This window comes from Actinomadura sp. NPDC048955, from assembly GCF_040649435.1.
Classification (GTDB): Bacteria; Actinomycetota; Actinomycetes; order Streptosporangiales; family Streptosporangiaceae; genus Spirillospora; species Spirillospora luteofluorescens.
The window spans coordinates 17,041-31,987 of sequence record NZ_JBEZJI010000007.1; the positions used below are offsets into that span (position 1 = coordinate 17,041).

The window sequence follows — 14,947 nt, forward strand, 5'->3', positions numbered from 1 at the left end:
GGACGTTCCGATCAGCCGGGTACTACGGGTTCAGCAGGGTGTTGGCCTGCTCGTTGGCCTTCTTCATCTCCTCCTCGGCGGACTTGCCCTGCATGATCGCCTTGACGGCGTTCGGCAGCACCTTCTTGGCCTGCTCGAACTCGCCCCAGCCGGAGCTGATCGGCGGGAACTTGGTGTTGCCGGCGATCGAGGTGAAGACCTCCAGTTTGGGGTCGGAGAACTTCACGTCCGACCGCATGGAGGAGAAGCCGCTGTAGTCGGCCCAGCCCTGGGCGTTCTTGGCGTTGTTCAGGACGGTGATGTAGTCGAAGGCCGCGCTCTTGGCCTTGCTGTCGTTCCAGACCGCGAGGTCGGAGCCGCCCGCCATGACCGGGGCGTTGCCGCCGGTCTTGGTCGGGATCGGGAAGACGCCCCACTTGTCGGCGTTCTTCTCGGAGATCTTCTTCATCTCCTTGAGCGCCCAGCTGCCGTCGACGTACATGCCGAGCTTGCCGAGCGCGAAGTCGCGCTGCGGGCCCTCCAGCTCGTTCTTGCCGACGTACTTCTCGGGGGCGACCTTCTCGGTGGTGACGAGCCCGGCGTAGTACTTGACCGCCTCGACGGCCTGCGGCTGGTCGAGCTGGCCCTTGAAGCCGCCCTTGCCGTCGTCGACGGCGACCTCGCCGCCGTTGCCCCACACGAAGCTGAGCAGCGCGTTGGTCTGGTCGCTCGGGATGCCGATGCCGGGGACCTTCTTGGAGCCCTGCACCTTCTTCGCGGCGGCGGTGAGGTCCGCCCACGTCTTCGGCGGCTGGATGCCGAGCTCCTGGAACCAGTCCGTCCGGTACCAGACGCCGCGCACGCCGCCGTACCACGGCACCGCGTAGGTCTTGCCGTCCGCGGTGTCGTTGCCGAGCGCGGTCTTGTTCAGCGTCTTGCCGTCCGCCCACCCCTTGAACTGGTCGGAGATGTCGGCCAGGCTGCCCTGCTCGATGTGGGACTGGACGTCGGTGTTGCCGAGCTCGGTGACGTCGGGGCCCTCACCGCCGGCCGCCGCCTTCTGGAAGGTGGTGGCGACCTGCGGCCACGGCACGTACTTGACCTGGACGTCGGTGTTCGGGTGCTTCTGCTTGAACTCGGCCTCGACCCCGTCGAGGAACTTGGTCTGCTCGGGCGTACCGTCGCCCATCATCCAGACCTTGAGCTGCGCCGGGTCCTTGCCGTCGCCCGCGTCGCCGTCCTTGCCGTCGCCGCCGCAGGCCGTCGCGGCCAGGGCGATCGCGGCCGTCACGGCCGCAACCTTGATGTACTTCACTGGGGGTTCCTTTCCGGCATCGCCTCGCGCGGCCTTGTGGCCTGCGGTGCGAGTGGGGACGGCGCGGACCCTTTAGGGTCCCAGCCATGCCCCTCTCGCGTTCGCATCGCTCGCGGGCGCCCTGCTCGCCAGTCCGCGCTCTGCGGGCGCCCCCGACCCGGGGTACCGTGCCGGTCGGCGCTTGGGCGTAAACTAACAAGAAACTTTCCTAAACAAAACTGCTCGTTAGCGGATTGAGACATCAGGGGTCGCAATGGCAAGACGCCCGGGAACGCCGAGGCTGCTGCGTGAGCTGAACGACCGCGCGGCGCTGGACCTGCTCGTCGAGCAGGGCCCGCTCACCCGCGCGCAGATCGGCGAGCACACCGGGTTGTCGAAGGTGACCGCGTCCCAGCTGCTGTCCCGGCTGGAGGAGCGCGGTCTCGTCTCGGTGGTGGGGGAGCAGGCCGGGGGGCGGGGCCCGAACGCCGCGCTCTACGCGGTCGTCCCGTCCAGCGCGTACGTCGCGGGCCTGGAGGTGGGGCCGGACGGGGTCACCGCCGGGGTCGCCGACATCACCGGGCACATCGTCGCCCAGGTGACCGTGGACCCGAACGGCGCCGACGATCCCGTGAAGATGGTGCACAGCGCCGTCGTCAAGGCGTGCCGCTCGGCCAAGGTCGCGGTGTCGAAGCTGAGCGCGTTCGTCATCGGGACGCCCGGCGTCGTCGACCCGCGCTCCGGCGACGTCCAGTTCTCCTTCGACCTGCCCGCCTGGCACGAGGGCGTCCTCGCCGCGCTGCGCACCGACCTGCGCCGCCCCGTGATCATCGAGAACGACGTGAACCTCGCCGCGATCGCCGAGCGGGCCTACGGGGCCGCGCGCGACGCCGACGACTTCGCGCTGATGTGGTTCGACCGCGGCATGGGCCTGTCGGTGATGCTGGGCGGACGGCTGCACCGCGGCCGGTGGGGCGGCGCGGGGGAGATCGGCTACCTGCCCGTCCCCGGGGCGCCGCTGCCGGTCGGCGCGGCCCGGCGCGCGGCGCAGGACGAGGGCGTCACCGAGTCGAGGACCTGGGGCATCCCGACGCTCGCCGGCGGCTACGGGGCACTGGTGGGCGCGGACGCGGTCCGCGCCCTCGCGCACGAGCACGGCATCGCCGAGCCGACCGCCGTGGACTGCGTCCGCGCGGCCGCCGCCGACGAGGACCGCGGCGGCCCGTTCCTCGACGAGCTCGCCGACCGGATCTCCTACGGCGTGACCTCGGTCAACATCGTCCTGGACCCCGGGCTCGTGGTGCTGTCGGGGAGCCTCGGCCGGGCCGGGGGAGGGCCGCTGGCCACCCGCATCGAGTCGATCGTCGGCCGGATCAGCCCGACCCGCCCCGCCGTCGCCGTCACCGGCGTGAAGGGCAACCCCGTCCTGCGCGGCGCCCTGCACGCGGCGCTGGAGCAGGCCCGCGACGACGTCTTCTCGGCCGCGGGGGCATCGTAGGAAGGCGCGTCCGCGAAAGCGGGAAGCGCCCCCGCCCGCCGGGCGGAGGCGCTTCCCGATCGCGCGGTGGACCGTTCCCCTACTTGGCGGACGCCGCCGCGACGGCGACCTCCGGATGACGCCGAGGGTCGTTCAGCGCGCGGTCGATGACGGTCTGGCTGATGATCTGACGCTTGCGCCGGAGAGCGGCGGCCTTGCGTGCCGTAGGTGTCATGTCGGAACCCCGTTCCGCGGTGGCGCTTTCCCCTTGGCCACCGCAAACCCCGTGATGCGGCCATGCTCTCAAACGAAAGGGCCGGAGGGGATCCGCCCGAGGAATGAATTCGAGGTCAGACCAACAGCGGAGGCCCGCCCCCGGCACCTTCGGGACCGCCGCGCTGAGATCATGGGAACGCCGACTTCGACCCGCCCGTTGGGGGAACAGTGAGCGACGAACCGAGGGGACGCCATGGCGCTGCGTGACCGGTTGCGCCGCCTCGTCCAGAAGCCGGGAAGCGTCGATCTGGAGCCGCTGCGCGCCCTGGTGGAGGAGGCGGCGGCGCGCGAGTCCCGCGTCCGGGAGCTGCCGGACGCGGAGCTGACCGCCGCCGCGTCCGCCCTCCGCGAGAAGGAGGACCTCGCGGAGCTGTGCGCCCTCGGCCGGGAGGCCGCCCGCCGGACGCTCGGGGAGCGGCCCTTCGACGTGCAGCTCGTCGGGACGCTCGCGCTGCTGTCCGGGCACGTCGCGGAGATGGCGACCGGCGAGGGCAAGACCCTGTCGGGCGCCCTCGCGGCGGCCGGGTACGCGCTGCGCGGCCACCGGGTCCACGTGATGTCGGTCAACGACTACCTGGCGCGGCGCGACGCCGAGTGGATGGGCCCGCTCTACGCGATGCTGGGCGTCACCGTCGGCTGGGTCGGCCAGTCGTCCACGCCCGCCGAGCGGCGCGAGGCCTACCGGGCGGACGTGACGTACGCGCCGGTGAGCGAGGTCGGGTTCGACCTGCTCCGGGACCGGCTCGCCACCGACGCCGCCGATCTCGTGCTGCCCGAGCCGTCCGTCGCGCTGATCGACGAGGCCGACTCGGTGCTGGTGGACGAGGCCATGGTCCCGCTCGTGCTCGCCGGCGCCGCCGACCTCGACTCCGCCGACCCGCGGCACGCCGACCTGGTCCGGCGGCTGCGCCCCGGGCTGCACTACTCCACCGACGACGAGGCGCGCAACGTCCAGCTCACGGCGGCCGGGGCTCGCGAGGTCGAACGCGTCCTCGGGCTCGACCTCTACGCGCCGGAGAACCTCGCCGTCCTCACCGCGGTGAACGTCGCCCTGCACGCGGAGGTCCTCCTGCACCGCGACGTGGACTACATCGTCCGGGACGGCGCGGTGAAGCTGGTCAGCGAGTCGCGGGGCCGGGTGGCCCTGCTGCAGCGCTGGCCGGACGGCCTGCAGGCCGCGGTCGAGGCGAAGGAGGCCCTGGACGCCTCCCCGAGCGGCGAGATCCTCGACTCGATCACCGTGCAGGAGCTGATCGGGCGCTACCCCGTCCGGTGCGGCATGACGGGCACCGCGATGGCCGTCGCCGGGCAGCTGACCGAGTTCTACTCGCTGGCGATCGCCGTCGTCCCGCCGAACCGGCCGTGCGTCCGCGAGGACGAGCCGGACCGCCTCTACGCGACCGCCGCCGACAAGGAGGTCGCGATCGTCGAGGAGATCGCCGCCGCGCACGCCGCCGGCCGCCCGGTGCTGGTCGGGACGGGCGACGTCGCCGAGTCCGAGCGGCTCGCCCGCCGCCTGTCCCGCGCCGGGCTCGACCGGGTGGTGCTCAACGCCAAGAACGACGCCGAGGAGGCCGCGATCATCGCGGAGGCGGGCGCGTACGGCGCGATCACCGTCTCCACGCAGATGGCCGGCCGGGGCACCGACATCCGGCTGGGCGGCAGCCCCTCGCCGTCCGCCCCGGGCACGGCCCCGGCCGAGCGGGACGGCACCGACCACGACCGGGTCGCGCGGGCGGGCGGCCTGCTGGTCATCGGTACGGGCCGCTACCACAGCAGCCGCCTGGACGACCAGCTCCGAGGGCGGGCCGGGCGGCAGGGCGACCCCGGCGGCTCGGTGTTCTTCACCAGCCTCCAGGACGACCTCGTCACCCGCTACGCGCCGGACGAGGAGTCGAAGGAGGCCGCCGGCGACGACGGGCTCATCACCGGCAAGGGCGCGCACTGGATCGTCGGCCACGCCCAGCGCGTCGCGGAGGGCGTCGACCTGGAGCTGCACCGCAACACGTGGCGGTACAACCACCTGATCGGGCTCCAGCGCCGGGAGGTGCTCGCCGAGCGCGACGCCGTCCTGAACGGCGACGCCGCCGACGCGGCCATGGCGGCCGACGCTCCGGAGCGGCACGCCGAGCTCACCGCGATCGCGGGCGCGGACGCGGTGGCGGCCGCCGCGCGGCAGATCGTCCTGTTCCAGCTGGACCGCTGCTGGGCCGAGCACCTGGCCTTCCTCGCCGACCTGCGCGAGGGCATCCACCTGCGCTCGCTCGGCCGGGGCCTGGACCCGCTGGTCGAGTTCAACCGGGAGGCCGTCCCGGCGGGCAAGCGGCTCCTGGGCGACGCGCGGAAGCGGTCCGCGGCCGCCTTCGAGGCCCTCACCGCCTCGGCGGACGGCGTCGACCTCGACTCCGCGGGGCTCAAGCGGCCCTCGGCGACCTGGACCTACCTCGTCCACGACAACCCGTTCGGGTCCCTGGACGAGCGGGCCCTGCGCGGGTTGATCAACATGTTCAGGGGGCGGCGGCGCTGAGCGCGCGGGGCACGATCGCCTCGGCTGCGGCGTGGGCGGCGGCCGCGGCGCCGCGCACGCCCGCGACGCTGAACGCGACGACCGCGCCCTCGTGCAGGATGAGCAACTGGTCGGCCAGCGCGCCGTCGCCGACCAGGTCCGCGTAGAGGGCGCGCACCCACGCCTTCTGCTCGGCGGCCACCCCGTGGACGGGGTGGGACGGGTCGGGCAGCTCGGCGCAGGCGTTCACCATCGAGCAGCCGCGCCCGGACTCGGTGGCCAGCCACTCGCCGAGGGCGTCGAACGTGGCGAGCACCCGCTCGCGGGCGCCGGCGGCCTCGGCGATCCGGCCGGTCGTGAAGGCGCGCCACCGCTCGTCGCGGGCCCGCAGGTAGGCCAGGATCAGCGCGTCCTTGGAGCCGAAGCGGTCGTAGACGGTCTTCTTCGTGACGCCCGCCTCGGCGGCGATCAGCTCCATGCCGACCGAGCCGATGCCGCGCTCGTAGAACAGCTCGCTCGCGGTCTGCAGGACCCGCCGGGCGGCGGGGGTGAGCGGCCGGTCGTGCACGGGCATCGCGGCTCCTTCCGCAGGGGTGACTTTGAGTATACATACCGGTATGGCTACTGTGTAGTTATACCGGTATGTATACCTGAGGAGGGGCCGTGGACATCCGCCGATCGGACGCCCTGCTGGGCGCCGCCTTCGTCGTCATGTGGAGCTCCGGCTTCGTCGGCGCCGAGCTCGGCACCCGGAGCGCGCCCGCGAGCGCCCTGCTGGCCTGGCGGTTCATCATCGGCGCGGGCGCGCTCGGCATGTGGCTGCTGTGGCGGCGCCGCCGGATCCCGCCCCGCGACCTGGCCCTGCACGCCCTGATCGGGACGCTCGGACAGGTCGGCTACCTCTCCGGCGTCTTCCTCGCCGCCGAGCACGGCGTCGCCGCGGGGATCAACAGCCTCATCACCGCGTTGCAGCCGCTCGTCGCGGTCGCGCTCGCCGCGCCCGTGCTCGGCGAACCGGTCGGCCGCCGGCAGCTCGCCGGGTTCGCCGCCGGGCTCGGCGGCGTCGCGCTCGTCGTCGGCGGCGACCTGAGTGCGGACGCTCCGGCCTGGGCGTACGCACTTCCGTTCGCCGCGATGCTCTCCCTCGTCGGCGCCACCCTCGTCGAACGCCGCACGCGCCCCTCCCTGGAGCTGCCGGAGGCGTTGGCCGTCCAGGCGGGCGTGAGCGCGGTGCTGTTCTCCGGCTTCGCCGGTGCGGACGGCTCACTGGTACCTCCGGCCGACCCCGCGTTCTGGACGGCCATGGCCATCCTCGTCGTGCTGGCGATGTTCGGCGGGTACGGGCTGTACTGGGTCAACGTCCGGCGGACGGGTGTCGGCCGCGTGTCGGCCCTGCTCTACCTCACCCCGCCCACGACGATGCTGTGGGGCTGGCTGATGTTCGGCAGCACCCTCACCCTGCCGTCACTCCTCGGAATGCTGGTGTGCGCCGCCGCCGTGACCGTCGCCCTCTGGGGTACGGGCGGTCAGGAGCGCAGCCGCAGCCCGCGCGGCGTGGGATGGAAACCGGCCGACTCCAGCGCGGCGGCCAGCGGGGAGTCGCTGATCGCCTCGCCGTCGGCGCGCTCCACGGTCAGCTTGCCGAGCGCCCCCTCGCGGACGGCCAGGGCGAGGGCGTCGACGGCCGGTTGCAGGACCTCCGGGTCGTCGTCCCAGGTCAGGAGCGTCCGCCCGCCGCGCTCGACATAGAGGATGAGCCGGCCCTCGACCAGCACGACCAGCGCGCCCGCCTTGCGGCCCGGCTTGTGGCCGCTGGCGAGCTCGTCGGCGCGTTCCGGCCAGGGCAGGGCCGCGCCGTACGGGTTGGCGGGATCGGCCGCCGCCAGGACGAGCGCGCGGACCCCGGGCTTGCGGGGCGCCTCCCAGAGGGCGGAGATGTCGTCCGGGGCGGTGACCGCCGCCGGACGGAGCGCCCGGAGCCGGTCGACGGCCCCCGGCAGCGCGAACTGGGCGGCTCCCAGGCCCTCGACGAAATAGCCCCGCCGGCAACGCCCCGTCTCCTCGAACGCGCGCAGGACCGGGTACACGGCGGAGAACCCGCCAGGAATGCGTTCGGCCGCGACGGCGCCGCGGATGACGATGCCGTACCGCTCCAGGAGCGCTTCGGCGAGGGCGTGCGAGCGCAGGGTCGCGGTGGGCTCGCGCTCGGGGAGCGGCCACCAGCGTCCGGCGACCGTGGGCGGACCCGTCCGGGACGGCAGGACGGGACGTCCGCGGCGCGTCGTCCGGGAACGGTGGGTCGGACGGCCTGATCCGAGCGCGGACCGCAGCGGGGCCAGCGTGTCGTTGGTGAGGTGGCCGGCCCAGACCAGGTCCCACACGGCGGTGACGAGGTCGGCGTCGTTGGCGGTGGCCTGCTTGTTCACACGGTCGGACAGCGTCCGGAAGAACAGCGCGCCCCCGTCGCCGAGGGCGTCGAGGACGGCCTGGTGCACGGGCGTGAGAGTGATCTCCGCGGGGCTCGGCATGAGCAGCGGAGCGGTGTCGGCCAGGTACAGCGCCACCCAGCCGTCGCCGCCCGGGAGCCCGCCCTGGCCGGCCCAAACGACCTCGCCGGCCGACGTCAGCTCGTCCAGCATGGCCGGGGTGTAGCCGGGCACCCGCGACGGCAGCACCAGCGACTCCAGCGCGGACGCGGGCACCGCGGCGCCCTGCAACTGCTCGATCGCCTGGACGAGCGCGTCGATGCCCCGCAGCCGCGACCCGCCCGAGATGCCGTGCCAGGCCGGCAGGAACCGGCCGAGCGACTCCGGCGGGGACGGTTCGACCTCGGCGCGCAGGCGTGCCAGGGAACGGCGCCGCAGCATCCGCAGCACGCCGCTGTCGCACCATTCGGTCGTCAGCGGGCCCGCCACGGACCCGACCGGCAGGAACTCGCCCTCGACGATCCGGCCCGCGCCCGACAGCCGCCGCAGCGTCTCGACGACCACGGCGACGCCCAGCCCGAAGCGCGCGGCGGCCTCGGCCGCCCGGAACGGCCCGTGCGTGCGCGCGTACCGGGAGACCAGGTCGCCGAGCGGGTCGGCGACCGGTTCGAGGAACGCCTCCGGGACGCCCACCGGCAGCGGTGCGCCGAGCGCGTCCCGCAGCCGGCCCGCGTCCTCGATCGCGGCCCAATGCTCCTGCCCGGCGATCCGGACCCGGATCGCCCGCCGCGTCGCCTCCAGCTCCGCCAGCCACCGCGACACCTGGACGAGCACCGCGTCCGGGACGGGACCGCCGACCGCGTCGGCCTCGCCGTCACCGGCCGCGGTCTCGTCTGGGGCGCCGAGGCTCGCGGGGAGTGTGCGCTCGGCCGCCTCGGCCGTGCTCAGCGGACCGAGAGCGCGCAGGAGGTCGGCGACGCCCTCCAAATCGCGGGCGCGGCGGTCGGCCGCGAGGCGCTGGAGTTCGCGTTCGGTCTCGGTGACGGCGTCGGGATCGAGCAGCTCACGCAGATCGGCCTGGCCGAGCAGCTCGGCGAGCAGCGCCGAGTCGAGCGCGAGGGCCTGGGCACGCCGCTCCGCCAGGGGCGAGTCGCCCTCGTACATGAAGGCGCCGACGTAGTGGAACAGAAGGGAACGCGCGTAGGGGGACGGCTCGGACGTCTCCACTTCCACCATGCGGACCTTGCGTCCGGACATGTCGCGCATCAGCTGCACCAGGCCCGGGACGTCGAACACGTCCTGCAGGCACTCGCGCATGGTCTCCAGCACGATCGGGAACGACGGGTACTTGCTCGCCACGGCCAGCAGTTGCGCGGCGCGCTGGCGCTGCTGCCACAGCGGCATGCGCTTGTCGGGACGGCGGCGGGGGAGCAGCAGCGAGCGCGCCGCGCACTCGCGGAACCGGGCGGCGAACAGCGCCGAACCGCCCAGCTCGTCGACGACGATGCGCTCGATGTCGTCGGCGTCGAAGACGGCCAGGTCGAGGCCGGGAGGCTCGTCCATGTCGGGGATGCGGATGACGATGCCGTCGTCGGCGTGCATGGCCTGCGCGTCCACGCCGTACCGCTCGTGCAGGCGCCCGGCTATGGCGAGCGCCCAGGGCGCGTGCACGCGCGCGCCCAGCGGCGAGTGGACGACCATGCGCCAGTCGCCGAGCTCGTCGCGGAACCGCTCGACCACCATCGTGCGGTCGTCGGGTACGTGGCCGGTGGCCTCACGCTGCTCGGTCAGGTAGGAGACGAGGTTGGCGGAGGCCCAGTCGTCCAGCCCGGACGCGGCGACGCGGGCCTGCGCCTCCGGCTGGGACAGCTCGGCCAGCTCCCGGGTGAACGTGCCGAGCGCGCGGCCCAGTTCGGCCGGACGCCCCAGTGTGTCGCCGTGCCAGAACGGCAGCTTGCCGGGCTGGCCCGGTGCGGGGGACACGAGCACCCGGTCGGGGGTGATGTCCTCGATCCGCCATGAGCTCGCACCGAGGACGAACACGTCCCCCACACGCGACTCGTACACCATCTCCTCGTCGAGCTCCCCGACGCGCGACGCCTTCTCGCCGACCAGGAACACCCCGAACAGGCCGCGGTCAGGGATCGTCCCGCCGCTGGTCACGGCGAGACGCTGGGCACCCGGGCGGTCGCGCAGCACACCGGTCACGCGGTCCCAGACCAGGCGCGGGCGGAGCTCGCCGAACTCGTCGCTGGGGTAGCGCCCGGCGAGCATGTCGAGGCACGCCTCCAGCGCCGACCGGGGAAGCGTGGCGTAGGAGGCGGCGCGTTTGACGAGGGATTCGAGTTCGTCGACCGTCCACTCGTCCATGGAGACCATCGCGACGATCTGCTGGGCGAGGACGTCGAGAGGGTTGCGCGGGTACCGCAGCTCCTCGATCTCACCGCCGCGCATGCGCTCGGCCACCACGGCCGTCTGCACGAGGTCGCCCCGGTACTTGGGGAAGATGACGCCCTTGGACACGGCGCCGACCTGGTGGCCGGCACGCCCGACCCGCTGGAGGCCGTTGGCGACCGACGGCGGCGACTCCACCTGGACGACCAGGTCGACCGCGCCCATGTCGATGCCCAGTTCCAGGCTGGACGTCGCCACCACCGCGGGCAGGCGGCCCTCCTTCAGAGCGTTCTCGATACCGGCCCGCTCCTCCTTGGACACCGAGCCGTGGTGCGCCCTGGCGATTTCCAGGGGCGCTCCCTTGGCCGCGCCCGCCTGGGCCATCGTGGACGCGGGGGAGTGGTCCTCCTCCAGAGGTTCGCCGGTCGAGCGCTCGTAGGCGAGTTCGTTCAACCGTCCGCACAGCCTCTCGGCCAGGCGCCGCGAGTTGGCGAACACGAGCGTCGAGCGATGTGCCTGAATGAGGTCGAGCAAGCGGTCTTCGACGTGGGGCCAGATGCTGCGCTGGCGGGGGTCGGGCGCCCCCGAGTCGTCGACGAACTGGCCGACCTCGCCCATGTCCTCCACCGGGACGACGATGTCGAGCTCGAACACCTTCTCCGAACGCGGCTGGACGACGGCAGCGGGCCTCGGGCCGCCCAGGAACGCCGCCACCTCGTCCGCGGGACGGACCGTCGCCGACAGGCCGATCCGCTGGGCGGGACGTTCGAGAAGCGCGTCCAGGCGTTCGAGGGACAGCGCCAGATGCGCGCCGCGCTTGGTGCCCGCCACGGCGTGCACCTCGTCGACGATGACGGTCTCCACCCCGCGCAGCGACTCGCGCGCCCGCGAGGTGAGGATCAGGAACAGCGACTCCGGCGTCGTGATCAGGATGTCGGGCGGCTTGACGGCCAGCCGGCGGCGCTCGTCGGCGGGGGTGTCGCCCGACCGCATCCCGACGCGGACGTCGGGCTCGGGCAGGCCGAGGCGGCGCGCCGCGTGGCGGATGCCGGTCAGCGGGGCGCGCAGGTTGCGCTCGACGTCCACGGCGAGGGCCTTCAGCGGCGACACGTACAGGACGCGGCAGCGGCGCAGCGCGTCATCGGGGACGGCCTCGGTGCCGAGCCGGTCGAGGGACCACAGGAAGGCCGCGAGGGTCTTGCCGGACCCGGTCGGCGCGACGACCAGCGTGTTGTCGCCGCCGGCGATGGAATCCCAGGCTCCGGCCTGCGCGGGAGTGGGTGCGGCGAACGCCCCGGTGAACCAGGCACGGGTCGCCGGGGAGAAGCGTTCTAGCACGTCACCGCCCATAGCGCCATACTGCCTTGCGCGTCGGACAGAATGCGCGGGCGTGGCGCGCGTCACATATCGAAGGGGAGGTGAACCGGGCGTCCCCCGCGGAACCTATTGTAAGCAAGCGCTTGTATGGGCAAGGTGGGGCGGGCAGGCCAACGCTTCGCAAGGGAGTCGCGATGCCTTACGTCCTCCTCGCCCTGGGCCTCCTGCTCGCTCTGACGGCCGCCAACGCCCACGCCCCGCGGCGCGGCCCCGTCCTGCTCGTGGGAAGCTTCTTCGCGGGCTGGCTCACGATCGAACTGGCGCCGCACGTCCTGGTCGCCTGGGCCGCCGCCACGGCCCTGGCCGCGGCCTTCGGGGGACTGGACGGCTGGGCGGGCTGGACCGGGCTCGCACTGGCGGTCCTCGGCATGGCAGGCGTCGCGGCCACCCTCGCAGCATCCCGCAGGACGATCGTCACCCTGCGGGACAGCGGCGCTCCCCTCGAACTGGACCCGGAGGGCGCACCGCGCTACCCGCTCGGACACCTGATCGTCCCTCCGCTGTGCCTGGTCCCCCGCAAGGGCGTGCGGGTCGAACGCAACGTCGTGTACCGGCAGGAGGGCCGCCTGCGCCTGAAACTGGATGTCTTCCATCCCGCCGGGCAACGCGCCGATGGCGAGCTGCGCCCGGGGCTCATGCAGATTCACGGTGGAGCCTGGGTGATCGGCGACAAGCGGGAGCAAGGGCTGCCGCTGCTCAACCACATGGCCGTCCAGGGATGGGTCGGCTTCAACGTCAACTACCGGCTCAGCCCACGCGCCACCTGGCCGGAGCACCTGATCGACCTGAAGCACTTCGTCGCCTGGTACAAGGAGCACGCAGAGGAGTACGGAGCAGATCCCGACTTCCTCTGCGTGACCGGTGGTTCGGCCGGCGGACACCTCACCGCGATGGTGGCACTGACCGCGAACGTCCCCGAGTTCCAGCCGGGCTTCGAGGACGCGGACACCACCGTGCAGGGCGCGGTTCCGTTCTACGGCTTCTACAACTTCTTCGAGCCGGGCACGTTTCCCCGCCCCTTCGGCACCACCCGCCTCATGGAACGGATGGTCGTCAAGCAGCCCTTCGCGGAGAACCAGGAGGCGTACGCCAAGGCGTCCCCGGTCACCTACATCCGCGAAGACGCACCGCCCTTCTTCGTCATCCACGGCAGCCGGGACTCGCTCATCCCCGCGGTCGAGGCCCGCCAGTTCGTCGAACGGCTGCGGGAGGTCTCGGTCTCGCCCGTGCTCTACGCCGAGATGCAGGGCGCCCAGCACGGGTTCGACGTCTTCCCCTCCTACCGGACGGCGCGGGTCATCGAAGGCGTCGAACGGTATCTGACGGGCCTGCACCGCCAGTACCGCCAGGGCCGCGCGCCCGAGGTCCCCGGCGAGGTGACGCGGTCCCTGGGGGAACCATCCGTCGGATAGCGTGGGTCATGTGCGGCTAACACTCTTCTGGGATCGGATGAACCAGCAGTTCGGCGAGCACTACGCCCAGAGCGTGGCCAAGGACTACGTCATGGCCGAACTAGGCGGCCGCACCATCGAGCAGGCCTTCGCCGAGGGCGAATCCGCCAAGAAGGTCTGGCAGGCCGTCGTCGCGACCTTCGACGTCCCCTCGACCTTGCGCTAGGGATCCCGCTACAGCGGGATGCGGTGCGGGACGAACGACGACGTGTCGTCGGTGATGAGGCCTGACGTCTCCCTGATGCCTATCCCGGCGGCCCCGTCGTGGACCACCCACGCGCCGAGCACGGGGTGCTCGCCGTCGAACTCCGGCAGCGCGCAGAACTCCTGGAAGACGAAACCCTCCGCGCCGTAGTCGCCCTGGGTCCGCTGCTCGGAACCGTCCGGCGTGACGATGCGCATGCTCGCGCCCTCCCGCCCGAGCAGCGGCTTCTGCACATAGGACGTCAGGTTCGACGGCGTGTTCAGGTAGGTGGGCAGCAGATTGGGGTGACCTGGGAACAGCTCCCAGAGCAGGACGAGCAGCGCCTTGTTGGAGAGCACCATCTTCCAGATGGGCTCTATCCACGACGTGGGCGTCCCCGGGATGTTGCGCCCGAACGGCTCGGCGACGATCCACTCCCAGGGGTAGAGCTTGCAGAGCGTCCCGATCTCCCGCTCGTCGAGATCGACGAACCGCCTCCGCTCGGCGTCCCAGCCGATGTCCTCCATGGCGATCGCCACACCCGGCAGGCCCGCCTCCTCCGCGGTCTCCTGCATGTAGGCGATCGTCATGACCTCCTCGCCGGTCTCGTCGCCGGTCGTCCAGGCGAAGTGGACGGGCCCGCCGCCCACGGTGGGCGCCATCTCCTTCCAGCGCGCCACGAACCGCTCATGGATGGAGTTCCACTGGTCGTCCCCAGGATGGGTCTCCTGGAGCCAGTACCACTGGACGACGGCGCTCTCCACCAGTGCGGTCGGCGTATCGGCGTTGTACTCCAGGAGCTTGGCGGGCCCCTGGCCGTCGTAGCGCAGATCGAACCGCCCGTACAGGTGCGGGTCGCCGCGCCGCCACGACTCCTCGATCAGGGGCGCCACCCAGTCGGGGATGCCGAGGACGTGGTAGCGACCGGTGGACACGACGTGCTCCACCACGTCCAGGCACATCCGGTGCAGTTCCTCGACGACGGCTTCGAGGGCCAGCACCTCGTCCATGTCGAAGACGTAGTGGACCGACTCGTCCCAGTAGGGCCGGGTCAGATGCTCGGGGTGCGCGGTGCGGTGGAAGGCCAGGCCGTGCTCCTCGACCTTCTCGGCCCAGCCCTCACGCGGTGCGGAACGGACACGGCGCACGGCTCAGCTCCCGCCCCGGCCGCCGCCGCCGAACCCGCCCCGGCTCAGCGTCCGCCCGCCACTCGACTTGATCTTCCCCGAGGGGCGGTACTGGCTGCCGCCGGACACGAAGCCGGACCGGCTCTTCCCGCCGTAGTACCAGAAGTAGCGGTTGTAGGCGTTGTTGGCCCCGTTGTCGATGTCGCCGCTGTTGCAGTTGTTGTCCGGGACGACCTTGTACCCGCCCTTGCCCTTGGCCGGCGCGTTGCGGTCCACGCATCGCGCCGTCGTCGAACCGGAACCGCAGGCGACGAGGGTCAGTGACAGGGCGCTCACCATCCCCACCTTCACGGCGCGGGAGCTGAGCCGGCGAGTGGGCTCCTGAGGGGGCAAGACAGCACGTCCTTCTCGCGGAGGGGTCGATCGGCGGCCTGGGGCCACAGGTCATGAGACGGT

At 72.5% G+C, this 14,947-nt stretch carries 10 protein-coding genes and 1 pseudogene; 5 read left to right on the top strand and 6 right to left on the bottom strand.

The annotated features are described in order from the left end of the window. Positions 1-22: 22 nt before the first annotated feature. On the bottom strand, positions 23-1,294 hold the full coding sequence (locus AB0C84_RS09490; protein WP_258938660.1) for an extracellular solute-binding protein: 1,272 nt from the start codon (positions 1,292-1,294) through the stop codon (positions 23-25). Between the two features lie 253 nt (positions 1,295-1,547). Between AB0C84_RS09490 and AB0C84_RS09495 the strand changes: the two genes are divergently transcribed. Then, complete coding sequence (locus AB0C84_RS09495) at positions 1,548-2,771, top strand: ROK family transcriptional regulator (RefSeq protein ID WP_179843193.1); 1,224 nt, start codon at positions 1,548-1,550, stop codon at positions 2,769-2,771. 79 nt (positions 2,772-2,850) lie between these two features. On the opposite strand, the gene AB0C84_RS09500 is transcribed toward AB0C84_RS09495, so the two are convergent. After that, positions 2,851-2,985 carry a hypothetical protein gene (locus tag AB0C84_RS09500; RefSeq protein WP_258938661.1) on the bottom strand — a complete coding sequence of 45 codons (135 nt, stop codon included), beginning with the start codon at positions 2,983-2,985 and terminating at the stop codon, positions 2,851-2,853. A 234-nt stretch (positions 2,986-3,219) separates the two neighbouring features. On the opposite strand from AB0C84_RS09500, the gene secA2 reads away from it, so the two are divergent. Then, a complete protein-coding gene (gene secA2, locus AB0C84_RS09505; RefSeq protein ID WP_361063292.1) occupies positions 3,220-5,553 on the top strand; it encodes an accessory Sec system translocase SecA2 in 2,334 nt (777 codons plus the stop codon). Here secA2 and AB0C84_RS09510 read toward each other — a convergent pair. Then, positions 5,534-6,106 carry a helix-turn-helix domain-containing protein gene (locus AB0C84_RS09510; RefSeq protein WP_361063295.1) on the bottom strand — a complete coding sequence of 191 codons (573 nt, stop codon included), beginning with the start codon at positions 6,104-6,106 and terminating at the stop codon, positions 5,534-5,536. The genes secA2 and AB0C84_RS09510 overlap by 20 nt on opposite strands. 137 nt (positions 6,107-6,243) lie before the next feature. On the opposite strand from AB0C84_RS09510, the pseudogene AB0C84_RS09515 reads away from it, so the two are divergent. Further along, a pseudogene (locus AB0C84_RS09515) lies at positions 6,244-6,984 on the top strand (DMT family transporter); the annotation flags it as partial. Between the two features lie 74 nt (positions 6,985-7,058). Here the strand turns inward: AB0C84_RS09515 and AB0C84_RS09520 are convergent. After that, a complete protein-coding gene (locus AB0C84_RS09520) occupies positions 7,059-11,702 on the bottom strand; it encodes an ATP-dependent helicase (protein ID WP_361063298.1) in 4,644 nt (1,547 codons plus the stop codon). 161 nt (positions 11,703-11,863) lie between these two features. On the opposite strand from AB0C84_RS09520, the gene AB0C84_RS09525 reads away from it, so the two are divergent. Both AB0C84_RS09525 and AB0C84_RS09530 read left to right on the top strand, forming a co-directional pair. Continuing rightward, positions 11,864-13,141, top strand: coding sequence for an alpha/beta hydrolase (locus AB0C84_RS09525; protein ID WP_361063301.1), 1,278 nt, complete (start codon positions 11,864-11,866; stop codon positions 13,139-13,141). Positions 13,142-13,151: 10 nt separating this feature from the next. Then, positions 13,152-13,346: a DUF3046 domain-containing protein gene (locus tag AB0C84_RS09530; protein ID WP_258938666.1), complete on the top strand. Its 195-nt coding sequence runs from the start codon at positions 13,152-13,154 to the stop codon at positions 13,344-13,346. A gap of 8 nt (positions 13,347-13,354) precedes the next feature. On the opposite strand, the gene AB0C84_RS09535 is transcribed toward AB0C84_RS09530, so the two are convergent. Then, positions 13,355-14,512 carry a glutathionylspermidine synthase family protein gene (locus AB0C84_RS09535; RefSeq protein ID WP_179843187.1) on the bottom strand — a complete coding sequence of 386 codons (1,158 nt, stop codon included), beginning with the start codon at positions 14,510-14,512 and terminating at the stop codon, positions 13,355-13,357. Positions 14,513-14,515: 3 nt separating this feature from the next. After that, a complete protein-coding gene (locus AB0C84_RS09540; RefSeq protein WP_361063751.1) occupies positions 14,516-14,830 on the bottom strand; it encodes a hypothetical protein in 315 nt (104 codons plus the stop codon). Positions 14,831-14,947: the final 117 nt, after the last annotated feature.